We start from the raw sequence: 22,393 nt of genomic DNA, 5'->3' as shown, positions 1-22,393 counted from the left end.
TTCCGTTGAACCGTTTCCGGTGCGGCATCGGCGTCTGACGGCGCAGGTCCGCATGCGATTAATCTGGCTTTTGCACTCCGCTTTCTGCTATAAGCGATGTTCAAATGTTTCCGACGGTTCCGGAGTTAACGCTCCGGTGACCGTTTTCTTTTGTGCTGAAGCCTGCCTGAGCGGGCACCGCATGGACTATGAAGGACAGTGAAATGGTCGAAAAAGTACCGATGACTCAAAGCGGATTCGCCAAGTTGCAGGAAGAGCTGCGTTGGCGTCAGCAGGAAGAGCGCCCGCGGATCATCGAAGCGATTTCCGAAGCGCGCGCCCATGGCGACCTTTCGGAAAACGCCGAATATCATGCGGCCAAGGAAGCCCAGAGCCACAATGAAGGCCGTATCGGCGAAGTCGAGGACTACGTCGCACGCGCCGAAGTCATCGACCTGTCGAAGATGTCCGGTTCCAAGATCAAGTTCGGCGCCACCGTCAAGCTGATCGACGAGGACACCGAAGAGAACAAGACCTACCAGATCGTCGGCGACCAGGAAGCCGACGTGAAGCAGGGCCGCATCTCGATCTCCTCCCCGATCGCCCGCGCGCTGATCGGCAAGGAAGTCGGCGATTCGATCGAGGTTGTTGCGCCTGGCGGCTCGAAAGCCTACGAAATCCTCGCGATCAACTGGGGCTGATCCCCGGCAAGTGCATTGAAAAGCCCGGACGGCGCGCAAGGCTGCCTCCGGGCTTTTTCCGTTAGATGACGAACAAGGGCTGGCAAGTGGAAGATATCAGCGACGTCGAGATCATTGCGCCGAATTTCAAGCGCCGCCTTTCCGGCGTGACGTCAACCATCATCCAGCTGATCCCGGTGCAGCGGGCGCTTGGCCAGAAGGTCGCAACGCTTGGCCCCGGCCTGCCGGAAAGCCTGCCGCATATCGGCTATTTATCGCTTTTTCGCCTTTGGCGCCGCCCGAACCACCGGGCGCTGCGCGTCTGGCATGCCCGCCGCAACATCGAAATGCTGCCGGCGATCTTTATGCGCGACATCTTGAGGATGAAGTTGAAGATCGTCTTCACCTCCGCCTCGCAGCGCAAGCATTCCGGCTGGACGAAATTCCTCGTCAGCCGGATGGACGCCGTGATTGCCACCAGCAATCGCACCGCCGCCTATCTGGAGGTACCGAGCACGACGATCATGCACGGCATCGACACGCAGCGCTTCTTTCCGGCGGCAGACAAGGCCGCAGCAAAGACGGCGGTCAGCCTTCCCGCAGACAGGAAAATTGCCGGCTGCTTCGGCCGCGTGCGCCATCAAAAGGGCACCGACCTTTTCGTCGACAGCATGATCGGCCTCCTGCCCCAGCGGCCGGACTGGATTGCCATCGTCGCCGGCCGCGCCACGCCAGCGCATCAGGCGTTCGAGACGGAACTGAAGGAAAAGGTCAAAGCTGCCGGCCTTGGCGAACGGATCCTGTTTGTCGGCGAGCATACCAACATTCCCGACTGGTACCGGGCGCTCGACCTGTTTATCGCACCCCAGCGCTGGGAAGGCTTTGGCCTTACCCCCTTAGAGGCGATGGCAACGCAGGTACCGGTCGTGGCGACCGATGTCGGGGCATTTTCCGAACTGCTCGCCACGGGCAAGGACGAAACCGGCATCCTGATCCCTGCCGGGTCTCTGGCGGAAATGACTGAAGCTGCCGCCTTGTTCATGGATGATCCGGAACGGACAAAGCATGCTGGCGCACACGGGCTTTCCCGCGCGATCACCAGCTTCAGCATCGAACGCGAAGCAACAACAATCGGTGAAATCTACGAAAAACTTCTGTCGTCCGCGAACTAGGGCTTGCGCTTGAACAGATCGATATAGGCGTTGGCCACGGCCTCTTCGGAGAACTGGCCGACCAGCGTGTTGCGGCCGGCTTCGGCAATGCTGGCAGCCAGCTGCGGCTGAGCGATCAGCTGGTTGATCGCACGCGTGTAGCCGGCGACGTCATCGATATCGACCAGCAGGCCATTTTCGCCGTCGCGGACAAACCAGGACGGGCCTTCCGAACGTGAGGAAATGACCGGCTTTTTCTGTGCCCAGGCTTCGAAAATGACGTTGCCCAGCGGCTCATGGCTGGACGGCATGACGAAGATATCGGCTGCGGCAACAAAGGGTCGTGTGTCCTTGTGCCAACCGAGCAGGCGCACGCGGTTTTCCATCTTGTGCTCGCGGATGACCGCCTCGATTGCACTGCGTTCTTCGCCGTCGCCAGCGATCCACAAAAACGCGTCCGGGACCGCCGCCATGGCCTTGATCAGCAGGTGAAAGCGCTTGCGCAGGACGAAACGCCCCATGGTCATTACAACAGGTACGCCTTCGGGCGTATTGACGGAGGCGCGGTCGACCGGCGCGACAGGCGTCGTGTCGGTAAAGTTCGAGATCACCTCGACGCCGCGCGTCCAGCCGAGCCTGCGCACGTGATCGCCGATGCCGGGCGTGTTGCACACTAGGATGTCGGTATTCTTGAAATAGCCGAGATGGGTCGGATAGTCGCCGAGCCGCGACAGTTTGATCGCACCATTATAGGCGGGCATCAGCCGGGCGCCGCGGGTCGACCAGGAAATGATCGCATCCACCTTGTCGCGCCGCGCCATCGACAGAACCTTCATCGGCAAGAGCAGGCGATCGACCGAAAGATTGCGGAAATTGCTCTGGATTACCCGCGCATGCGGTTCGACATCCTCGCGCCATCTGCGGTTCCAGCGCATGACGGCGGTCTGCTCGACGCCGCGCCGTGCCAAGGCTCCGACCAGATGGACAAAGAATTTCTCCGCCCCGCCATCCTTGCCGAAAATATACTGATGAACCCGCATTGGTGTTAATCCCGCATTGTGTTTCGCGCCCGTTGCGACACGCAATCCGTGTCTGCAGGCAATTTCGTCTTTATGTTACGCTTGGGGCACCAACACAAGTGCAACGCCTCTGCTGCACTGGAAAACTTGCTTGCGCTGCCGCAGGTCAAACTCCGCGCGCATGTTGCAGCAATGACATCGCCGGGACCTGGATCAGATGGTATCCGCCCTGTGACCAACTGTTCCACCGCGATCTTGCAAGTGGAGAAGCCATGGATTACGTCCTGACGTCGCCGGGAGATATCAACGGATGACGGTTGCGTGCACCGGCAGCCTGGCCTCTCTCCACCGGAAAGGGTAAAATGCAGTCGCTTGAAACCTATGTCATCAATCTGGACGGCAGCAATGACCGTCTGGACGCCATCAGCGCCCGCCTGGCCGCTTTCGGCATCGCCTTCGAGCGTATCCCGGCAGTCGATGGCCGCCCCCTCGACCTTTCGACGGTCGCGGATTACGACCAGGCGCATGCCGAGCGCTACATGGGCCGAGGCTTGGTCGGCGGCGAAATCGGCTGCTATCACAGCCATTTGAAAGTGGCCACCCGCTTCCTGCAATCGGACGCCCACTATGCGCTGGTTCTGGAAGACGACGCGCTGCCGCTCTGCAATCCGGTAGAACTGCTTGAAAAGGCGCTGGGCGATCTCGACGCAACCGACCCTGATTGGCTGCTGATCAATGTCGGCAACAGCAAACTGAAGATCGCCACGCCGCTGTCACGCTACGAGGTCGGCGGGCATCGATGCGAACTCGTTGCGGCCCATTATTTCCCGATGACCACCAGCGCCATCGTCTGGTCGCGCGAAGGCGCGCGGCTGTTCATCGAGCAGCACCGCAAGATATTCGCGCCGGTGGACAATTATTTCCGCCATTGGCTGACCCGCACCGGTCACGGCTATTCCTTCACGCCGCCGCCGGTAACAACGACCGAAGCGACGAGCCAGATCCTTGCAAGTGCTGGACGCGGCAGAAAGACCAACAAGCGAAAATGGTATTACGGCCTGGCCAAACAATACCGCCTGATGCAGGACAAACTGATTGCCTGGCGCCAGAAGCGGCGATTTCGGCCGAGGGCGGGATGACAACGCCTCTGCCAGGAAGTGGCTGCGCACCGTTTCGACGGGTTCGTGCTTCGGCGACGAGGCCTGCGCGATCACGGGCTTTTTGACACGCAGTCGAACGGAAAATTGTTTTCGCTCGAGATTACCCGCTTTACGGCACTCCAGGCGGTGCTGATGCGGAAGGGGCATTGGGGTCTATATCGGACATATACTTAAAAAACCGAAGTTACGGTAAGCAGCCGGAGGGTCGTTGAGTTTCCATGGATTTGCCGACGGCCTTCTTGTAAGGCGGAGACCGATATCAAAAAATCGAGAATAATTCGAAATGACTGCACGAATGAATATCCGCCCGTTGGGAAATATGGGCAACCAGATGCTGCAGTACATGTTTGCTCTCAGCGTGCGCGATCGGGCCGGAGAACTGGAAATCTTCGGTCACGATATTCCCTTCTGGAACATCAAAGCACCTGTGCCCGCTGATTTTTCATCCTCACCCTTGATCTTGCGGGGCCACCAATACATCGATGCCACACAGGTGGCCCATTGGATCCGTGCCGGAAAGATCCGCGACTGCGAACTGCACGGCCTGGGCTTCCAGATGAGCAATTACGGCCACCACGAAAGATACGCGGCCGTGTTCAACGCCGAGACGGTCGATGCCGCCGGGTATGGGCCTGAATATGTGGTCTTCAACGTTCGCGGAGCTGAAATCCTCGACCGTAAACACCGTGACTACGGTCCTGTGCCTCTGTCGTTCATCGACCAGGTTATCGAGACAACCGGCGCAAAGCCGGTGTTCATGGGGCAATTGGGCGATGATTTTTATTCGCAGAAGCTCCGGGAGCGGTATGCGGGCTCGATCTTTCAACAGAGCCGTGGGGCTCTGATCGATTTCGAGGTGCTGCGCCGGTCCCACCAGATCGCTGTTGCCGTCAGCACGTTTTCCTGGGTTGCGGCCTGGCTGTCAAAGGCGCAGGTCATTCATGTGCCGCTCTGCGGCATCCTCAACCCGCAGCAGAGACCGGATATCGATCTTCTGCCGGAAAATGATGAGCGTTATCGTTTCTATGACTGTATCCCGCACCGCTGGACCGCAAGTGCCGAGGATATCGAGTATCTTTGGGCCCCCCGACAGCATCGGCAACTCGACGCAGCACACATTCGGCAGCTGAAGACGGCTGCTCGCCGCAAAACAGCGGTGGCGAGAATGTGGAGAAGCCTGCGAACCAGCGCGCGGGTCGGGCTAGGATTTCGCTAAGCCAGCCCTGTGCGTTTGTTCGCTGGAAACAGGGTGAGATTTCGCCGCTGATTTCGGTTTCCTCAAATCGCCACCAGCCCGACGCTTTTCACCTGGCGGATCGTCAGCATGGTGCGGACGGTATCGACGCGGTCGTTGGCGGTCAGCACCTCGATGACGAAGTCCTGAAAGACGGTCAGGTTCTCCGAGACGCAGTGCAGCAGGAAATCGCTTTCGCCTGAAACCATCCAAGCCTGGCGAACAAGCGGCCAGGCATTCGTCGCCGCCGCAAAAGCCTTGAGATCGGCTTCGGACTGGTGCTTCAAACCGACCATGCAGAACGCCACCAGATCGAAGCCGAGCGAAGGCGCGTTGAGCAGGGCGTGATAGCCCTTGATGACGCCTCCCTCCTCCAGCTTGCGAACGCGCCGCAGGCACGGGGGCGCGGAGATTCCAACCTTCTGCGCAAGTTCGACGTTGGTCATACGCCCATCACCCTGCAATTCACGCAGGATCTTTATGTCGATGGCATCCAGTTCAGTGCGAAACACGTGCGCCCCTTGTTCAAATGAGTCGGTCTTATCTGCCCGAAATCGGGCCTAACTCGCAAGAAAATTTCGCTTTCGCGATAAAAAAGTACGCTCGCTCAGCATGTACTGTTGGTAAAGTGGGACCCGCACTTGAATATGAAGGGCCTCCGTTCATAAATGGAGGCTTCACCGACGACGGATAATCCGTGCGAATGCATGGGAAAGACAGGACCCGGACCATGACTGCCCGACACACCAAAGTTCTCATCATCGGCTCCGGCCCGGCCGGCTATACCGCTGCCATCTATTCGGCGCGTGCGCTGCTCAATCCGGTTCTGATCGCCGGCATGGAACAGGGCGGCCAGCTGATGATCACCACCGATGTTGAGAACTATCCGGGCTATGCCGATCCGGTCCAGGGACCGTGGATGATGGAGCAGATGCTCAAGCAGGCGCAGCATGTCGGCGCCGAAATCGTCAACGACCTCGTCACCGATGTCGACATGTCGGTGCGCCCGTTCCGGCTAAAGACCGACAGCGGCACCGATTGGACGGCCGACGTCTTGATCATCGCGACCGGTGCCAAGGCGAAGTGGCTGGGCATCGAGAGCGAGCCGGTCTTCCAGGGGTTTGGGGTTTCGGCCTGCGCCACCTGCGACGGCTTCTTCTATCGCAACAAGGACGTGATCGTCGTGGGCGGTGGCAATTCTGCCGTCGAGGAAGCGCTCTACCTGTCCAACCTCGCCAAGACCGTGACGGTGGTGCACCGCCGCGATCATTTCCGCGCCGAAAAGATCCTGCAGGAGCGGCTGTTTGCCAAGCCGAACGTCAAGATCATCTGGGATCATGAAGTGACCGAATATACCGGTGCTGCCGCCAAGCCGCCGATGCCTGCCTCGGTCAGCGGCGTCAAGCTGCGCAACACCAGGACGGGCGCAACGAGCGACATGCCGATCGACGGCGTGTTCGTGGCCATCGGCCACGCGCCGGCGGTCGAACTATTCAAGGACAAGCTGCGCCTGAAGCCGAACGGCTATCTCTGGACGGCGCCGGATTCGACGGCCACGGATGTGGCTGGTGTCTACGCGGCCGGCGATGTGACCGACGATATCTACCGTCAGGCGATCACCGCTGCCGGAATGGGCTGCATGGCCGCTCTTGAAGCTGAAAAATATCTGGCGGGCCATATGCCTGTCGCAATTGCGGCCGAATAGAAGCCGCGAAGAATGGGAGCGGTCAAAGGCCGCTCCTGAGTGGGAACAGACAATCAGCCTTATGGCGGAAAACACCAGGCCGTTTTCCGCCACGAGCACCTTTGGGGGACACCATGCCGCTAGACTGGGACAAACTGCGCATTTTCCATGCGGCGGCGGAAGCGGGATCGTTCACCCATGCGGCCGACAAGCTGCACCTGTCCCAATCGGCCATCAGCCGCCAGGTGAGCTCTCTGGAGCAGGATGTCGGCATCAAGCTGTTTCACCGCCATGCCCGCGGCCTGATCCTCACCGAACAGGGCGAAATCCTCTATCGCACCGCCCATGAAGTGCTGATGAAGCTGGAAAGCGTCAAGGTCCAGCTGACCGAGAATACCGACAAGCCGTCCGGCAAGCTGCGCATCACCACGACGGTCGGCCTCGGCCAGGGCTGGCTGACCGACAAGGTGCAGGAATTCCTGGCGCTTTATCCCGATATGCAGGTCCAGCTGATCCTCGACAACGAGGAACTGGATGTGAACATGCGCCATGCCGACTGCGCCATCCGGCTGCGCCAGCCGCAGCAGTCCGACCTCATCCAGCGCAAGCTGTTTACCGTGCACATGCACGTCTATGCGGCGCCCTCCTACATCAACAAGTTTGGCGAGCCGCAGTCGGTCGAGGATCTCGACAACCACCGGATCATCACCTTTGGCGAACCGGCACCGAACTATCTGCTCGACGTCAACTGGCTGGAGATCGCCGGCCGGGATTCGGACAATCCCCGCCCCTCCCACCTGCAGATCAACAGCCAGACCTCGATCAAGCGCGCCTGCCTGCTCGGCATCGGCATCGCCATGATGCCGGACTACATCGTCGGCCGCGACCCGGGCTTGATTCAACTTCCGATCGGTGCCGAGATTCCATCCTTCGATACCTATTTCTGCTATCCGGACGAGATGAAGAACGCTGCCAAGCTGAAAGTCTTCCGTGATTTCATCGTCGCTAAGGCCCGCAACTGGGCCTTCTGATAGGGCCTTCGCACCTGCACAAAAAACGAACTCCACCCTTCCCCTAGACAAACTGTTGTTTTGGCTTGTTTTTCGCCACATCCTGATATTTGCAGGCAGCGCAAGATATTGAAATAGCCCTAAAATTGCGCAGGGCTGCGTCCGGCACATGGCTGTCATGCATATTAAATGATTGCGAACAGCCCAAAAAACCATCATACCGACTGCAGCTGATGCATCTTGGTGGCTTTTTCCTCCCAGTGCCACCGCAGCAGCTGTTCCCCTCTGGAGGTTTAATTACCTTCATAACTATAAAGGGCCCAAGTTTTTCTTGTGGCCCTCTTTTTTTGCCCAGATTTCAACAACATCCCTATGGTTGCAATATTTTCTTGGCATGCGGCATTGAATTTTTCCAATACCCTTCCCACATCCAATTCAGCTGATGCACATGGTGGTCTTTTTCCTCCCAGTGCCACCGCAGCAGCTGTTCCCCTCTGGAGGTTTTACAACCTTCACATCTAAAAGGGCCCTGTCCTCCAGTGGCCCTCTTTTTTTGTCCAAATTCCCCTCGACATGCCCTTCACAAAGACGTGATTTGAATATCGGAAAAGACCGATATACCTATCGCCATATCGGAATTTAGCGATACAGAGTAGACCGATGGACAAAGACGAAATCTTGAAAGCCCTGGCGCATCCCAAGCGCATCGAGATGCTCGGCTGGATGAAGGAGCCGGACGTGCACTTTTCCAGCCAGCATCATCCGCTGGAGATGGGCATCTGCGCCAGCCAGTTCGAGCGCTGCGGCCTGTCGCAATCGACCGTCTCCGGCCATCTGTCGATCCTGCAGCGTGCCGATCTCGTCACCACCAAACGTGTCGGCCAATGGATTTTCTACCGGCGGAACGAAGACACGATCGAGGCATTCCTGAAAGACATCGGCAACACGTTGTGACCGGCATCGTTGCCCAACGTTTTATCCTCCCAAGACAACATTCCCGCAACGAACGAAAAGGACTTCCCATGACTTCCCTCTTCGACCCGATCAAGATCGGCGACATCGAGCTTGCCAACCGCATCGTGATGGCGCCCCTGACCCGCAACCGCTCGCCGGGCGCCGTGCCGAACACGCTGAACGTCACCTATTACGAACAGCGCGCCTCAGCCGGTCTCCTGATCACCGAAGCGACCGCCATCACCCATCAGGGCCAGGGTTATGCTGATGTTCCCGGCCTCTACACCAAGGAAGCGCTGGACGGCTGGAAACAGGTGACCTCAGCCGTGCACAACGCCGGCGGCAAGATCGTCGTGCAGATGTGGCATGTCGGCCGTATCTCGCACACCACGCTGCAGCCGGACGGCGGCAAGCCGGTATCGGCATCCGCCATCCAGGCGAAGTCGAAGACCTACCTGATCAATGAGGACGGCACCGGCACGTTCGCCGAAACCTCCGAGCCGCGCGCGCTCGCACTCTCCGAAATCCCGGGCATTATCGAAGACTACCGCAAGGCCGCCCGCGCGGCGATCGATGCGGGTTTTGACGGTGTCGAAATCCATGCCGGCAACGGCTATCTGATCGACCAGTTCCTGCGGTCGGGTTCGAATGTCCGCACCGACGAATACGGTGGCCCGATCGAAAATCGCGCCCGCTTCCTGTTCGAGGTCGTCGATGCGATCACCAAGGAAATCGGCGAAGGCCGCACCGGCATCCGCATTTCGCCGGTAACACCTGCCAACGACTCGTCCGATCCGGATGCGCAGACGTTGTTCACCTATGTCGTCGAGGGATTGGCCAAGTACCAGCTGTCCTACATCCACATCATCGAGGGTGCGACCGGCGGTCCGCGCGACTTCCAGCAGGGCGACAAGCCGTTCGACTATACGGCGTTGCGCCAGGCCTATGAAAAGGCCGGCGGCAAGGCCGCGTGGATGACCAACAACGGCTACGACCGCGAGCTCGCCATCCAGGCCGTCAAGGACGGCAAGACCGACCTCGTCGCCTTCGGAAAGCCGTTCATCGCCAATCCGGATCTGGTCGAGCGCCTGAAGAACAACGCGCCGCTCAACACACCGGACCAGGCGACGTTCTACGGCGGCGGTGCCAAGGGCTACACGGACTATCCGGCGCTCGAACAGCAGGTCGCTTGAACATCCACCCTCCCCTTGAGGGGGAGGGTCGGCACGTGAGTGCCGGGGGGTGATTTCCGTCGCCAACTGGTGTACCGCATGCCTCGCGGGTGACGTTTCCTGCCTCTTCTCCCCAGCGGGGAGAAGTGCCGAGTGAAACGAGGCGATGAGGGGCCCTCCGCGATTTGGGAGCCAGCCGCCCCCTCATCCGCCCTGCGGGCCACCTTCTCCCCGATGGGGAGAAGAGGACGCGAACCACCGCTTCTCTAATCAGGGGAACCATCGAGTGACGGGGCGTGCAATGTTCGACCATTTCATCCAGGCATGGGCGCTCGTGCCCGACGGCGCGCCGATCGTCACGCATTCCAGCCACCTCCTCCCCGTCCTTTGGCGCGGTCTGCCAGCGATGCTGAAGATTGCGACAGTCACCGAGGAAACACGCGGCGGCCTGCTGATTCAATGGTGGGACGGCGAAGGTGCCGCCAAAATTTATGCGCAGGAGGGGGATGCGATCCTGCTTGAGCGGGCTGAAGGCCAGCGCTCGTTGCTGACCATGGCGATGAACGGCGAAGACGACGTGGCAAGCCGGATCATCTGCGGGACCATTCGAACCCTGCACAGGCCGCCTGCAAAACCCTATCCCGAGCTTATGCCCCTCGATATATGGTTCCGCGCACTGGACGCGGCATCCTCGACCCATGGCGGTTCGTTCAACACCGCAGACACTGCCGCAAAAGCGCTGCTTGCAGAACCCCGCGAAGTCGGCGTGCTGCATGGCGATATCCATCACGGCAATATTCTCGATTTCGAAGACCGGGGCTTTCTGGCGATCGACCCGAAGGGCTTGTTTGGCGAGCGTGGCTACGATTATGCCAACCTGTTCTGCAATCCGGACCTGCCGAGGACGAAGGACCCCGCAAGACTGCGCCGCCAGCTTCCCATCGTGGCAAAGGAATCCGGCCTTGCGCCCGATCGGCTGCTGCGCTGGATCATCGCCTATGCGGGCCTTTCCGCCGCCTGGTTTCTCGAGTACGGCGGCGATCCGGCGCCGGCTCTTCATGTTGCCGAAATCGCCGCTGCGGAATTGAACAAGAGTGCCTGAACAGTTTCCGCCGATCCTTGATTTACCGGCTGTACAACACCGATCTCGCGGCTTAGAGCTTCGGCAAACTGCTGGAGACCCCTGATGCACCTGCGCGACGCCGAAGAGACCGACCTGCCCGCCATCCGCGACATCTACAACGATGCCGTGCTGAACACGACGGCGATCTGGAACGACACGCAGGTCGATCTCGAAAACCGCGCCGCTTGGTTCACCGAGCGCAAGCGTCTCGGCTATCCGGTGCTGGTGGCGGTGACCGATGACGGCACGATTGCCGGTTATGCCTCCTTCGGCGACTGGCGCGCCTTCGACGGTTATCGCCATACGGTCGAGCATTCGGTCTATGTCGAGAAGAACCAGCGCGGCGGCGGTATCGGCAAGCTCCTGATGCAGGCCCTGATCGAGCGTGCTGCGGCCTGCGGCAAGCATGTGATGGTGGCTGGCATCGAGGCCAACAATGCGGCCTCCATCCGCCTGCACGAAAAGCTCGGCTTCGAGATCACCGGCCAGATGAAGGAAGTCGGCACCAAGTTCGGCCGCTGGCTGGACCTCACCTTCATGCAGCTGACCCTGCCGGAAAAACCGTAAGCGGCTCCCGATCTCGGTGAAACAGTGTTATCAAGGACCGTCGAGACGGATGGCCCCTGAGCGTATGAAACACAAAAGACGGCGACACGGACGAGCGGCATGGTTGGCAGCGCTGTTTGCCCCCGCCTTGTTCCTGGGAACGTTTTCGGACAACACGATCGCCCTTGCGCAGCCGGAATGGCGCGCACCGCCTTGCGTTTACTCAGCCAATACCAGGACTGCGACACTCTGCGTGCGGGCGCGCAGCTATAGCCGCGACATCTGCACGGCACTTGGTCATTTCGCCGAAACCAATGCACTGCCGCCGGATTTCTTCGCGCGGCTGATCTGGAAGGAAAGCCTGTTCCGTCCGGATGCGGTCAGCCCCAAGGGGGCCGAAGGCATCGCGCAATTCATTCCCTCGACCGCCAAACTGCGCGGCCTCACCAACAGTTTCGACGCGCTGGAGGCTCTGGAAAAATCGGCGGAATATCTCGATGTGCTGCGTGACCGTTTCGGCAATCTCGGCTTTGCCGCTGCTGCCTACAATGCCGGTGAAGGCGGGCTGAGTAGCTTTCTTGAGACTGGCAATCTGCCCTCTGAAACCCGCGCCTATGTGCTGGCCATCACCGCCCATCCGATCGAGGAATGGAAGGACAATCCGCCGGCGGCGCTCGATCTCAGGCTCGACAAGGACAAATCCTTCTACGATGCCTGCACCGCCCTTGCCGACAAGCGGCGCCTCAAGGACGTGGCGTTCGAAGGGGAAGGCACCTGGGCACCCTGGGGGGCGCAGCTATCGGCACATTTTCAAAAGAGCGTGGCGCAGCGCCTGTTTCTGACAACAGTCAGCCGCATGCCCTCGCCGCTCAATGCGGAGAAGCCACTGATCCAGCGTGAGCGCAACCGGGCTTTTGGCAACCGGCTGCGCTATACCGCCCGGATCGGCCGCCAGACGCGGGCCGACGCCGACGCCGTGTGTACGCAAATCCGCAAGACCGGCGGCGCCTGCATCGTCTTCAAGAACTAGGGCGTTTCATCTCGGCCCCCCGCGCGGCAAGACCGGCGGGGTGCAGCGCAAGCGCTCATGCCGTCACCTCTCCCATCTCGCCCTGACGGGGCGCCGGCAAAGCCCTTTGCGGCATCGCCAGTTCCGGCGGCAGGCAGCCAAGGGTGGCAAGTGAGGCGCGTACCGCCTCGTCGATCGGGGTCCAGGGTTCGGCACCGATAGCGGCGACCAGCCGGTCATTGGGCATGCGCAACGGCTGCTGCCAGATGTAGCGCATCTCCCGCAGCTCTTTCAGCAACGGCACGAACGGTGCTGCGAACCGCATCATCCACCACGGGAAGGACTTGACCTTCATGTTCGGATTGCCGCTGGCGCGCCGGATCGCAGCGGTGAGACGCGTACCGTCATCGTCCCAGAAGCCTTGCATATGAAAGACGGCGAATGGTGCCAGGGTTTCGCGGCGATCGACAAGACGCGCCATCGTCTCGGCCACATCCGGCAGGTAGGCCCATTGGTGACCGGTACCCTTGCGGCCGGGATACGTCACGGCGGTTACCGGCTTGCCCGGCGTCACCATGCCCTGCGAAAACCAGCTGTTGGCAGCGCCCGGGCCGAAGAAATCCCCTGCCCTGACGATGATGACGCGAACGCCTTCCCGCGACGCCGTTTCCAGACGGCGCTCCATTTCAGCGCGAATTTTTCCCTTGGCGGTGACCGGGTTCTGCGGCGATTTTTCATGCAGCAGCGGGAAGGCGTCGGGGCCGAAATTATAGATCGTGCCGGGTAGCAGCACCGTCGCGCCGGTTGCCTTGGCCGCCGCGATCGTGTTGTCGATCATCGGCAGGACCAGCGTACCCCAGTTGCGGTATCCGGGCGGATTGACGGCATGGACGATCAGGCTTGCCCCATCTGCTGCGGCAAGCACATCGTCCGCCCGCATGGCATCGCCCTGCACCCAATCGAAATGCTCGCTTTTCGCGGCCGCCTTGGCGGGATCGCGATGCAGCGCCCGGATCGTCCAGCCACGGGTCTTCAAGTTGCGGGCAACCGCGCCGCCGATACCGCCGGTGGCGCCGAGGATGAGAGCGATCTGTTTTCCCTGCTCAGTCATGTCTGATCTCCTTGTTCGATGCAGACCATCCTGAACTCTTTCCAATTAAACGGAATTGCCGAAAACTATTTAGCTGATATACAAAAATAGATGGACAGAAACGAGCCAAGCTGGGATTTCTACCGGACCTTCCTGACCGTGTTGCAGGAAGGCTCCTTGTCGGCCGCCGCCCGCGAGCTGGGGCTGACGCAGCCGACCATCGGCCGCCATATCGATGCGCTGGAAACCATTATCGGCTTCCAGCTGTTCACCCGCTCTCCGCAGGGGTTGATCCCGACCGAAGCGGCGATCGACCTTAAACCCCATGCCGAGCAGCTGGCCGCGAATGCCGCCGCGCTGCTTCGGGCCGCGACCGGACAGGGCGGCGGCGTGCGCGGCACGGTGCGGATCAGCGCCAGCGAAGTGATCGGCATCGAGGTACTGCCGGCGATGCTGACGGCGCTGAGTGACCGTCACCCGGACCTCGTCATCGAGCTGTCGCTGTCGGATGCCGTCGAGGACCTGTTGCGCCAGGAAGCCGATATCGCCGTGCGCATGGTCGAGCCGCAACAGGACGCATTGATTACCCGCCGTATCGGCGGCATTCCGCTGGGACTGCACGCCCATCGGCGCTATCTCGACAAACACGGGACCCCGGACAAGCTCGAAGACCTGCTTCAGCACCGCACCATCGGCTTTGATCGCGAAAGCGCATTTGTCCGGGCCATCCGCAAGCGCGTGCCGCTGATCGAGCTGATGCGTCCGTCCTTCCGGGCCGACAGTAACTTGGCCCAGCTGGCGGCCATCCGCGCCGGCTTCGGCATCGGCGTCTGTCAGGTTCAGCTCGCCACGCGTGATCCGGATATCGTCAGGCTGTTCGAACAAGAGTTCACGCTGCCGCTCGAAACCTTTGTCGTCATGCACGAAAACCTGAAAACCACGCCGCGTTGCCGCGCCACTTTCGATGCGCTGGTGGAGGGATTTTTGGCCTACATCGGCAGATGATCGGACGGCACGCCGCCGGCTGGGGCCTGCGTCAACCCTTGCGATCCCCGCCGCGGTGCCAGCGCCTTGACCGAAAACAGCGCATAGATGATCAACGGCAGGCAGACGAGATAGGACGTGCGGATACCGGCATGTTCGGCAATGAAACCGAGCAGCGGTGGCGCGAGAAAGAAGACGATGAACGTCACCTGCCCGAGTGCTGCGACATTGACCTGTGCGGCCCTGTCGGTGCGCTGGGCGGCGGCCGAGACCGCCAGCGGATAGACCGCGCTGCATCCGCCGCCCATCAGGGCAAAACCGAACAGCGCGATATAGGCATGCGGCGCAAGCCAGACGGCTGTCAGGCCGATGGCCGACAGGACGAGCAGGACCGAGGCGACGTTGCGGGCGCCGAACCGGTCGACGACCGGATCGATGAACAGCCGGGCGATCGCCATGAAGAACGTGAACAGCGTCAGCCCGAGACCGCCGATGAACGGCTCGACGGCAAAGACGTCGCGCATATAGATCGCCGACCAGTCGATCCCCGCCCCTTCGACGAGAAAGGCGGCGATGCCGATGATGCAGAGCGGTAGCAGGCCAAGGGTTGGCACGGCGAACAATGGGGCCTTGGCCTCATGCGAAACGGGGCGCGCCGGTGCGTTGCGGATACCCGAAATGGCAAAGAGGCCGACGACAAGTACGACGGCGAACGTCACGGCGAGATGGAACTGCATGGAGATTTCCCCCTGGCGCACGCCAGACGCAATCAGCGCGGTAACGAAAAACCCGAGGCTCCAAAACCCGTGCGCCCTGTTCATGATGCCACGCCCGAGCCGCGCTTCGAGCCGGTCGATCTCGACATTGAGATTGATCTCAAGCGCGCCGGCAAGCAGGCCGGCGACAAACAGTACGCAGAACACCAGCGGCGCAGCACCAACCCAGGGAACGATCGCAAACGCTGCGGCCGTGCCGAGAATGGTGATGAACGCTGTCGTCCGTGCGCCAAGATGGGCGATCAGCGGCGAGGAGAATGTCAGCGAGATCAGCGCCCCGATCGCCATGCCGATGAGGGTCAGCCCGAGCTCGGATTTATTGACCCCAAGCGCCACCTGCAGATCCGGCATGCGGGCCAGCAACGCGCCGAGCGACACGGCAAACAGGAAGAAACAGGTATAGATCCTGTGATGCGGCGCAATGGTCATGGCTGGGCTCCTCGATAGGCCGTTGTGTAACGGGATTTGGGCGGGAGCGGAAGCCGCTTGGTGTGTTAGAAGTCCCAATTTTCCGGCCGGTGGCTAGATGTCGCTACTTGGGCAAAGCCATTGGTCGTGGAGGTTAAACCTGATTGAGGCAAAGCTTCCTGAGTGTGGGTATATTTCGCAATATCTGCTTGGTTTGTAACAGCTTGCGCGCAGGCGCACAGCCTCTCCGCCTCTGCCACCTTTCACCCGGTCATCCTAATCCTCCCCTCATTACCGGGCTTTACAACAAGGGCGGTAATGAGGGAATTTGGTGTTCGGCCATGACTACCGCTGAAAACCCAACGAAAAAACCCGCCGTTACCGGCGGGCTCGTTATCGTTCGTTAGAGCTGCTTACTTGCAGGCGCCGCAGAAGCGCTGGATGCGCTTGCAGGCTTCCTCAAGCAGTTCTTCCGAGGTCGCGTAGGAGATGCGGAAGTTGGGACCGAGACCGAAGGCCGATCCGTGGACGACGGCGACGCCTTCGGATTCGAGCAGTTCGGAGACGAAGTCCTCGTCTGTCTCGATGACCTTGCCCGACGGCGCAGTCTTGCCGATCAGGCCCTTGCAGGACGGATAGACGTAGAACGCACCTTCCGGCGACGGGCACTCGATGCCCTTGGCCTGGTTGAGCATCGACACGACCAGATCGCGGCGGCCTTCGAAGATCTTCTTGTTCTCAGGAATGAAATCCTGCGTGCCGTTCAGCGCCTCGACGGCCGCCCATTGCGCGATCGAGCAGGCGCCCGAGGTCTGCTGGCCCTGGATCATGTCCATCGCCTTGATCAGCGACAGCGGCCCGGCCGCATAGCCGATGCGCCAGCCGGTCATGGCATAGGCCTTGGAGACGCCGTTCATGGTCAGCGTCCGGTCATAAAGTTTCGGCTCGACTTCGACCGGCGTGGCGAACTTGAAGTCGCCATAGGTCAGGTGCTCGTACATGTCGTCGGTCAGGACCCAGACATGCGGGTGCTTGAGGAGCACGTCGGTCAGGGCCTTCAGTTCGGCATGGCTATAGGCCGCGCCCGACGGGTTGGACGGCGAGTTGAAGATGAACCACTTGGTCTTGTCGGTGATCGCCTTGTCGAGGTCTTCGGCGGTCAGCTTGAAATTGTTGGCCTGGGTCGCTTCGACGAACACCGGCGTGCCGCCGCAGATCGACACCATCTCGGGATAGGAAACCCAGTAAGGTGCCGGGATAACGACTTCATCGCCCGGATTCATCGTCGCCATGAAGGCGTTGAAAAGAATCTGCTTTCCGCCGGTGCCGACGATCGTCTGGGCAGCGGTATAATCGAGGTTGTTCTCGCGCTTGAACTTCTTGGCGATCGCCTCGCGCAGTTCGGGGATGCCGGAAACCGGCGTGTACTTCGTCTCACCGCGGTTGATAGCGTCGATCGCAGCCTTCTTGATATTATCAGGCGTATCGAAATCCGGCTCTCCGGCGCCAAGCCCGATCACATCGCGGCCCTTGGCTTTCAGTTCCCGGGCTTTTTGGGAAACGGCGATGGTGGCGGATGGCTTTACACGGGAAAGGGCGTCGGCAAGAAAGGCCATGATATGTTTGTCCTGATCAGGTTGAAACAGCATGCGGCCAATGGAGCGGCTCTGCCGGGCTCCATAGCGGTTAGGTGTATGTCGAAAGACCGCCCCGGTTTCAAGCGCAAAGAGCCGAGAAAACCTGCAAAATGCGTAACCATGACAATGTTTCATCGGTGACATCACCGGTTCAGATGAATCAGTTTGTCGGCTCTGCCGCGCAGAAGACTGAAACGACTCTGCTTTTTGAACCCGGCTAAGCAGAAATGCCAGCCTCCACCATCAGTCGGGACATGAGGGCAAGAACGTTTTTCCACCGTGATTTATTCATCAAAAACAAACGCTTTGGCGGATTTCCGCAAAGCCTTGATTTGGTCACAACAAATGCCTTGGCCTGCCGCAATTCCGTCCTTGTGCAGCCGATTTCGAAGTCTTTTCTGAAGGCAGACGAATCCATCTGCGCCGAGGGGGCCTGCAATGCTTCTGAACACCGAAAACACCGCCAAGCCGCCGAGCCGCATCAGCGGGCGGCAAATCGAGTATCTGATCGTGGCGATGCTGGTTGCCGTCACACTCGCCCTGCTGTTTGCCATGGGCTTCTTCTCGCATGCGATGGCTGAGACGAACGAAAGCAAGCCGCAGCGTTTTGCCGGCTATGTCCGCCCCAACGACATGGGCACCGGCGCCCTGCTCTTCCCGTCGAAGGAGCCCGGATCCTTCGTCGAGGCGCCGAGGCTTGCGACCGACGTCGTCATCGACGTCAACGGCCCGATCGTCCGCACCCGCGTCACCCAGCGCTTTGAGAACCCGAGCAAGGGCTGGGTCGAGGGCACCTATGTCTTTCCGCTGCCGGAAAGTTCCGCCGTCGATACGCTGAAAATGCAGATCGGCGACCGCTTCATCGAGGGTGAGATCAAAGCCCGCGAAGAGGCCCGCAGGGTCTACGAGGAAGCCAAGGCCGAAGGCAAGAAGACCGCCCTTCTTGAGCAACAGCGCCCCAACATCTTTACCAACCAGGTGGCCAATATCGGTCCCGGCGAAACCATCGTCGTGCAGATCGAGTACCAGAGCAGCGTCCACCAGTCGGGCGGCAAATTCTCGCTGAGGTTTCCGATGGTGGTGGCGCCGCGCTACAATCCCGATCCGATCGTCCAGACGGTCGATCTCGATCCGAAGTCCGGCTATGCCGTCAATGATCCGGTTCCCGACCGCGACAAGATCACGGCCCCTGTGCTTGATCCCGCTGAAAATGCCAGGATCAATCCGGTGACATTGACGGTCAATCTCAATGCCGGCTTCCCGCTCGGCACTGTCACCTCGCCTTTCCATCAGACCGAGATGCAGACGGTCGATGACATGGCCCGCAAGATTTCGCTGAAGGGCGGCAGCGTACCGGCCGACAAGGATTTCGAACTGAGCTGGAATGCCATCGCCGGCAAGACGCCGAATGCGGGCCTGTTCCGCGAAACGCAGAACGGCAAGACCTATCTGCTCGGTTTCGTCACGCCTCCCACCGCATCCGCTGCAACGGAAACCCCAGCGAAACGTGAAGTCGTCTTCGTCATCGACAATTCCGGATCGATGGCCGGGCCATCGATCGAGCAGGCGCGTGACAGCCTGGCACTGGCGATCTCGAAACTGCGGCCGGAAGACAAGTTCAACGTCGTCCGCTTCGACGACACGATGGAGGTGCATTTCCCCTCGCTCGTCCAGGCAACGCCGGACAAGCGCGAGAATGCCATCGCCTTCGTTCGCGGCCTGACCGCCGATGGCGGCACCGAAATGCTGCCGGCGCTGGAAGCGGCCCTTCGCACCCAGGGGCCAGTCGAGCCCGGCGCCCTGCGGCAGGTGGTGTTCCTTACCGATGGCGCGATCGGCAACGAGGCGCAGCTGTTCGAGGAGATTTCGAAGAACCGTGGCGATGCCCGCGTCTTCACCGTCGGCATCGGCTCGGCGCCCAACACGCATTTCATGACCAAGGCCGCAGAACTCGGCCGTGGCACCTTCACGCTGATCGGCTCGGAAGACCAGGTCGCAGCCCGCATGGGTGAGCTGTTCGCCAAGCTCGAAAATCCTGTGATGACCGACATCGCCGTCAGCTTCGATGGGGCCAATGCGCAGGATATCACCCCGAACCCGATGCCGGACCTCTATCGCGGCGAGCCGGTGGTGCTGACGGCGGAACTGGATGGCGCAACACCCGCCGGCAAGCTGCAGATCAGCAAGACCGGCAACCAGCCCTGGCGCATCGAAATGGATGTTGCCAAGGCGTCTGAAGGCAAGGGCATTGCCAAGCTCTGGGCGCGCCGCAAGATCGACGATCTGGAAGCCAACGCCTATGCGGTGAACGATGCCGCCGCCCTCGACAAGCAAATCGAGACGGTGGCGCTGGCCAACCACCTCGTCTCCCGCGTCACCAGTCTGGTGGCCGTCGATGTGACGCCGTCCCGTCCTGTCAACGAGCCTGTCGTAAGCACCGACTTGCCGCTCAACCTGCCCGAGGGCTGGGATTTCGAGAAGGTGTTTGGCGAAAAGCCACAGCAGGCCATTCCGGAAGGGCAACGCAAGGCATCGCTGGAACAAAGCGAGCAGCAGGCAATGGTGGTTGCCGACCGGATGGCAGCAGCCCCGACGGCGCGTGCCGCCAGCATGATTGCCGATGCCGGCAAGCAGGTGGACCTGCCGCAGACGGCGACGCTCGCCGACCGGCATATCCTGATCGGCCTGATGCTGCTTGCCTTTGCCCTGATGGCAGCAACAACCTTCAGCCTCTGGCGCTGGCAGCTGCGTGGCCTGGTTTCGGAGGCGCGTGACCGTGTCCGATAAGCCTGGCGACGATGCGATCCTGGAGCAAGGACAAAACAAGGAAGGGCGCGCCGGTTTTCTGGCGCGCCTCAACGCGCTGGAGACGGTGGTTCTGGCTGGCATCCTGCTGATCGCGCTCGCCGGCCTGATGCTGGTCGGCAAAGGCTTTTACATGAAGGCCAAGGCGGAGTTTTCCCAGGTTCTTCTGAAGCGCAGCTTCGAGGCGCAGCTACAGGGCGAAACCAATGCCAAGCCCTGGCCCTGGGCCGATTTTACCACCGAGGCGGAAATCACCGCCCTTCGGATCGGCAAAACCGCGGTCGTGCTTTCCGGCGCCAGCGGCGAGGCTCTGGCCTTCGGCCCGGCCCGCCTGGCCAATACACCGGCGCCGGGGGAAATTGGCACATCGGTCATCGCCGCCCATCGCGACACGCATTTCCGCTGGCTGAAAGACGTCAAGCAGGGCGACCTTCTGGTCATTACCCGCAGGGATGGAGCCAACCTCACCTTCCGTGCCGGCACCAGCCGCATCGCCCGCTGGGACGAGAGCGGCATCAATGCCGATGCGCCCGGCCGCAATCTGGCGCTCGCCACCTGCTGGCCGTTCGATGCCACAGAGCAAGGCCCCCTTCGCTATATCGTCAATGCCGAACTCGTTGAAGATGCAGGCCCATCGACGCTCGCCGCGCAAGGTAGCCCCGGTAAACTCACGGTCAAATCCTTTTGATCGCAAAAGCACGCTCTCGACCTTGATACGCCCGCCTCAAAACCCAGCTTCAACAAGGATGCGTTGGGAGAATGAGATGGCCATGACATTTGCAAGCCTGTTGAAATCCGCCGGATTGGTATCGGCTCTGACTGCGGCCCCTGCCCTTGCCGGGGATGCAAAGCAGTTCACGACCGAAAAAGCCGCCGTTCAGATCGACACGATCGCATCCGGTCTCGACAATCCATGGTCCGTCGAAGTGCTGCCGGACGGCGCTTACATCGTCACCGAACTTGGCGGCACGCTTCGCATCATCAGTGGCGGCAAGGCATCCGCGCCGATCAGCGGCGTGCCGGAGGTGGCCCGGCAGGGACAGGGCGGGCTTTTGGATGTTGCGCTCGATCCCGGATTTTCCACCAACCGCACGCTGTTTCTCGCCTTGGCCGCCGCAGACGGCAGTGGCTACGGAACGGCGATCGTTCGCGCGGTGCTTTCCAAGGACGGGAAAAGCCTGACGCAGGTGCAGGAACTGTTCCGGATGAACAGGTTCACCGGCAAGGGCCAGCACTTCGGATCGCGGATCGCGGTTGCCGCCGATGGCAGCCTGTTCTTCGGCATCGGCGATCGCGGCGAAGGCGACCGGGCGCAGGACATGCGCGACCATGCCGGCGCCATTCTGCATATTCAGCCGGATGGCAGCGTTCCCGCGGATAACCCCTACAAGGATGGCAAGGCCGGACTTGCAGAGCTCTGGTCGAAAGGCCACCGCAACCCGCAGGGAATCACCACCGATCCGGCCAATGGCCAGCTGCTGACCGTCGAACACGGCGCGCGCGGCGGCGACGAGATCAACATGCCGGCACCAGGCAAGAACTATGGCTGGCCCGTCATCACCTTCGGCAAGGATTACTCCGGCGTGAAAATCGGCGTCGGACAGGCCGCTGACGGCTACGAACAGCCCCTCCACTATTGGGATCCATCGATCGCCCCCGGCGCCATCGACGTCTATCGCGGCGCGATGTTTCCACAATGGAATGGAAACCTGTTGGTCACGGCGCTGAAATCGGAGTTGCTGGCACGGCTGGAGCGGGATGAAAGCGGCGCGGTTGTTGCGGAGGAGCGCCTGTTTGAAGGTGAGTTCGGACGGATCCGCGACGTCAAGGTCGCACCCGACGGGTCGATTCTGATGCTCACCGATGGAGACGGCGGGGCGCTGCTGCGGGTTTCCGCGCCGGGCAACCGGAGCTGATGGCCCACCCTTTTTGCGGCAGGTCTCCGCTTGCCGAAAATCGATGCAAGTGTTAG

At 60.8% G+C, this 22,393-nt stretch carries 20 protein-coding genes; 15 read left to right on the top strand and 5 right to left on the bottom strand.

Annotated features, from left to right (window positions below):
- The first annotated feature begins 203 nt into the window (after nucleotides 1-203).
- Entirely contained in the window at nucleotides 204-680 is a 477-nt protein-coding gene (gene greA, locus ACP7E6_RS01670; RefSeq protein ID WP_037098620.1) for a transcription elongation factor GreA, read from the top strand.
- 86 nt (nucleotides 681-766) lie between these two features.
- On the top strand, nucleotides 767-1,831 hold the full coding sequence (locus tag ACP7E6_RS01665; RefSeq protein ID WP_426228497.1) for a glycosyltransferase family 4 protein: 1,065 nt from the start codon (nucleotides 767-769) through the stop codon (nucleotides 1,829-1,831).
- Here the strand turns inward: ACP7E6_RS01665 and ACP7E6_RS01660 are convergent.
- Nucleotides 1,828-2,850 carry a glycosyltransferase gene (locus ACP7E6_RS01660; RefSeq protein WP_426227309.1) on the bottom strand — a complete coding sequence of 341 codons (1,023 nt, stop codon included), beginning with the start codon at nucleotides 2,848-2,850 and terminating at the stop codon, nucleotides 1,828-1,830. The genes ACP7E6_RS01665 and ACP7E6_RS01660 overlap by 4 nt on opposite strands.
- Nucleotides 2,851-3,191: 341 nt before the next feature.
- Here ACP7E6_RS01660 and ACP7E6_RS01655 point away from each other — a divergent pair, with 341 nt between their 5' ends.
- Together ACP7E6_RS01655 and ACP7E6_RS01650 are read left to right on the top strand one after the other, a co-directional pair.
- The gene (locus ACP7E6_RS01655; RefSeq protein ID WP_426227307.1) at nucleotides 3,192-3,968 is read left to right on the top strand and encodes a glycosyltransferase family 25 protein; all 777 of its coding nucleotides are present in this window, start codon (nucleotides 3,192-3,194) and stop codon (nucleotides 3,966-3,968) included.
- A 304-nt stretch (nucleotides 3,969-4,272) separates the two neighbouring features.
- A complete protein-coding gene (locus ACP7E6_RS01650) occupies nucleotides 4,273-5,205 on the top strand; it encodes a hypothetical protein (protein WP_426227305.1) in 933 nt (310 codons plus the stop codon).
- A 62-nt stretch (nucleotides 5,206-5,267) separates the two neighbouring features.
- Here the strand turns inward: ACP7E6_RS01650 and ACP7E6_RS01645 are convergent, their stop codons facing one another.
- The gene (locus ACP7E6_RS01645; protein ID WP_113316992.1) at nucleotides 5,268-5,735 is read right to left on the bottom strand and encodes an Lrp/AsnC family transcriptional regulator; all 468 of its coding nucleotides are present in this window, start codon (nucleotides 5,733-5,735) and stop codon (nucleotides 5,268-5,270) included.
- Nucleotides 5,736-5,953: 218 nt separating this feature from the next.
- On the opposite strand from ACP7E6_RS01645, the gene trxB reads away from it, so the two are divergent.
- The 7 genes from trxB to ACP7E6_RS01610 all read left to right on the top strand — a co-directional run bounded on the left by trxB (nucleotide 5,954) and on the right by ACP7E6_RS01610 (nucleotide 12,742).
- The gene (gene trxB, locus ACP7E6_RS01640) at nucleotides 5,954-6,928 is read left to right on the top strand and encodes a thioredoxin-disulfide reductase (protein ID WP_426122399.1); all 975 of its coding nucleotides are present in this window, start codon (nucleotides 5,954-5,956) and stop codon (nucleotides 6,926-6,928) included.
- A gap of 113 nt (nucleotides 6,929-7,041) precedes the next feature.
- Nucleotides 7,042-7,938 (top strand): LysR family transcriptional regulator VtlR, encoded by an 897-nt coding sequence (locus ACP7E6_RS01635; RefSeq protein ID WP_426227303.1) that lies wholly within the window; start codon nucleotides 7,042-7,044, stop codon nucleotides 7,936-7,938.
- Nucleotides 7,939-8,577: 639 nt separating this feature from the next.
- Entirely contained in the window at nucleotides 8,578-8,871 is a 294-nt protein-coding gene (locus ACP7E6_RS01630; RefSeq protein ID WP_426227301.1) for an ArsR/SmtB family transcription factor, read from the top strand.
- A 68-nt stretch (nucleotides 8,872-8,939) separates the two neighbouring features.
- A complete protein-coding gene (locus ACP7E6_RS01625) occupies nucleotides 8,940-10,064 on the top strand; it encodes an alkene reductase (RefSeq protein WP_426227300.1) in 1,125 nt (374 codons plus the stop codon).
- 280 nt (nucleotides 10,065-10,344) lie between these two features.
- Nucleotides 10,345-11,145, top strand: coding sequence for an aminoglycoside phosphotransferase family protein (locus tag ACP7E6_RS01620; RefSeq protein ID WP_426228495.1), 801 nt, complete (start codon nucleotides 10,345-10,347; stop codon nucleotides 11,143-11,145).
- Nucleotides 11,146-11,229: 84 nt separating this feature from the next.
- Nucleotides 11,230-11,733, top strand: coding sequence for a GNAT family N-acetyltransferase (locus tag ACP7E6_RS01615; protein ID WP_426227298.1), 504 nt, complete (start codon nucleotides 11,230-11,232; stop codon nucleotides 11,731-11,733).
- A 64-nt stretch (nucleotides 11,734-11,797) separates the two neighbouring features.
- Nucleotides 11,798-12,742: a lytic transglycosylase domain-containing protein gene (locus ACP7E6_RS01610; RefSeq protein ID WP_426227296.1), complete on the top strand. Its 945-nt coding sequence runs from the start codon at nucleotides 11,798-11,800 to the stop codon at nucleotides 12,740-12,742.
- Between the two features lie 55 nt (nucleotides 12,743-12,797).
- On the opposite strand, the gene ACP7E6_RS01605 is transcribed toward ACP7E6_RS01610, so the two are convergent.
- Nucleotides 12,798-13,832, bottom strand: coding sequence for an NAD(P)H-binding protein (locus ACP7E6_RS01605; protein WP_426227294.1), 1,035 nt, complete (start codon nucleotides 13,830-13,832; stop codon nucleotides 12,798-12,800).
- A gap of 90 nt (nucleotides 13,833-13,922) precedes the next feature.
- On the opposite strand from ACP7E6_RS01605, the gene ACP7E6_RS01600 reads away from it, so the two are divergent.
- Nucleotides 13,923-14,816, top strand: coding sequence for a LysR family transcriptional regulator (locus ACP7E6_RS01600; RefSeq protein ID WP_426227292.1), 894 nt, complete (start codon nucleotides 13,923-13,925; stop codon nucleotides 14,814-14,816).
- Here ACP7E6_RS01600 and ACP7E6_RS01595 read toward each other — a convergent pair.
- Complete coding sequence (locus ACP7E6_RS01595) at nucleotides 14,801-16,000, bottom strand: MFS transporter (RefSeq protein ID WP_426227290.1); 1,200 nt, start codon at nucleotides 15,998-16,000, stop codon at nucleotides 14,801-14,803. The genes ACP7E6_RS01600 and ACP7E6_RS01595 overlap by 16 nt on opposite strands.
- 392 nt (nucleotides 16,001-16,392) lie before the next feature.
- A complete protein-coding gene (locus ACP7E6_RS01590) occupies nucleotides 16,393-17,595 on the bottom strand; it encodes a pyridoxal phosphate-dependent aminotransferase (protein ID WP_426227288.1) in 1,203 nt (400 codons plus the stop codon).
- A gap of 459 nt (nucleotides 17,596-18,054) precedes the next feature.
- Here ACP7E6_RS01590 and ACP7E6_RS01585 point away from each other — a divergent pair, with 459 nt between their 5' ends.
- From ACP7E6_RS01585 to ACP7E6_RS01575, 3 genes are all read left to right on the top strand, one after another.
- Entirely contained in the window at nucleotides 18,055-20,403 is a 2,349-nt protein-coding gene (locus ACP7E6_RS01585; protein ID WP_426227286.1) for a marine proteobacterial sortase target protein, read from the top strand.
- A 19-nt stretch (nucleotides 20,404-20,422) separates the two neighbouring features.
- On the top strand, nucleotides 20,423-21,109 hold the full coding sequence (locus tag ACP7E6_RS01580; RefSeq protein WP_426228494.1) for a class GN sortase: 687 nt from the start codon (nucleotides 20,423-20,425) through the stop codon (nucleotides 21,107-21,109).
- A 76-nt stretch (nucleotides 21,110-21,185) separates the two neighbouring features.
- Complete coding sequence (locus tag ACP7E6_RS01575; RefSeq protein WP_426227284.1) at nucleotides 21,186-22,337, top strand: PQQ-dependent sugar dehydrogenase; 1,152 nt, start codon at nucleotides 21,186-21,188, stop codon at nucleotides 22,335-22,337.
- Nucleotides 22,338-22,393 lie beyond the last annotated feature (56 nt).

It is taken from the genome of Pararhizobium sp. DWP3-4 (genome assembly GCF_049898205.1).
Lineage (GTDB): Bacteria > Pseudomonadota > Alphaproteobacteria > Rhizobiales > Rhizobiaceae > Pararhizobium.
The sequence above is the reverse complement of the archived record's forward strand: the minus strand, read 5'-3'. Positions and strand labels throughout refer to the sequence as shown.

Excerpts from the sequence above, each read along its gene's own strand:
- greA (WP_037098620.1), top strand. The coding sequence starts at position 204 with ATGGTCGAAAAAGTACCGATGACTCAAAGCGGATTCGCCAAGTTGCAG.
- ACP7E6_RS01660 (WP_426227309.1), bottom strand. The coding sequence starts at position 2,850 with ATGCGGGTTCATCAGTATATTTTCGGCAAGGATGGCGGGGCGGAGAAA.
- ACP7E6_RS01655 (WP_426227307.1), top strand. The coding sequence starts at position 3,192 with ATGCAGTCGCTTGAAACCTATGTCATCAATCTGGACGGCAGCAATGAC.
- ACP7E6_RS01650 (WP_426227305.1), top strand. The coding sequence starts at position 4,273 with ATGACTGCACGAATGAATATCCGCCCGTTGGGAAATATGGGCAACCAG.
- trxB (WP_426122399.1), top strand. The coding sequence starts at position 5,954 with ATGACTGCCCGACACACCAAAGTTCTCATCATCGGCTCCGGCCCGGCC.
- ACP7E6_RS01635 (WP_426227303.1), top strand. The coding sequence starts at position 7,042 with ATGCCGCTAGACTGGGACAAACTGCGCATTTTCCATGCGGCGGCGGAA.
- ACP7E6_RS01630 (WP_426227301.1), top strand. The coding sequence starts at position 8,578 with ATGGACAAAGACGAAATCTTGAAAGCCCTGGCGCATCCCAAGCGCATC.
- ACP7E6_RS01625 (WP_426227300.1), top strand. The coding sequence starts at position 8,940 with ATGACTTCCCTCTTCGACCCGATCAAGATCGGCGACATCGAGCTTGCC.
- ACP7E6_RS01620 (WP_426228495.1), top strand. The coding sequence starts at position 10,345 with ATGTTCGACCATTTCATCCAGGCATGGGCGCTCGTGCCCGACGGCGCG.
- ACP7E6_RS01615 (WP_426227298.1), top strand. The coding sequence starts at position 11,230 with ATGCACCTGCGCGACGCCGAAGAGACCGACCTGCCCGCCATCCGCGAC.
- ACP7E6_RS01610 (WP_426227296.1), top strand. The coding sequence starts at position 11,798 with ATGAAACACAAAAGACGGCGACACGGACGAGCGGCATGGTTGGCAGCG.
- ACP7E6_RS01605 (WP_426227294.1), bottom strand. The coding sequence starts at position 13,832 with ATGACTGAGCAGGGAAAACAGATCGCTCTCATCCTCGGCGCCACCGGC.
- ACP7E6_RS01600 (WP_426227292.1), top strand. The coding sequence starts at position 13,923 with ATGGACAGAAACGAGCCAAGCTGGGATTTCTACCGGACCTTCCTGACC.
- ACP7E6_RS01595 (WP_426227290.1), bottom strand. The coding sequence starts at position 16,000 with ATGACCATTGCGCCGCATCACAGGATCTATACCTGTTTCTTCCTGTTT.
- ACP7E6_RS01590 (WP_426227288.1), bottom strand. The coding sequence starts at position 17,595 with ATGGCCTTTCTTGCCGACGCCCTTTCCCGTGTAAAGCCATCCGCCACC.
- ACP7E6_RS01585 (WP_426227286.1), top strand. The coding sequence starts at position 18,055 with ATGCTTCTGAACACCGAAAACACCGCCAAGCCGCCGAGCCGCATCAGC.
- ACP7E6_RS01575 (WP_426227284.1), top strand. The coding sequence starts at position 21,186 with ATGGCCATGACATTTGCAAGCCTGTTGAAATCCGCCGGATTGGTATCG.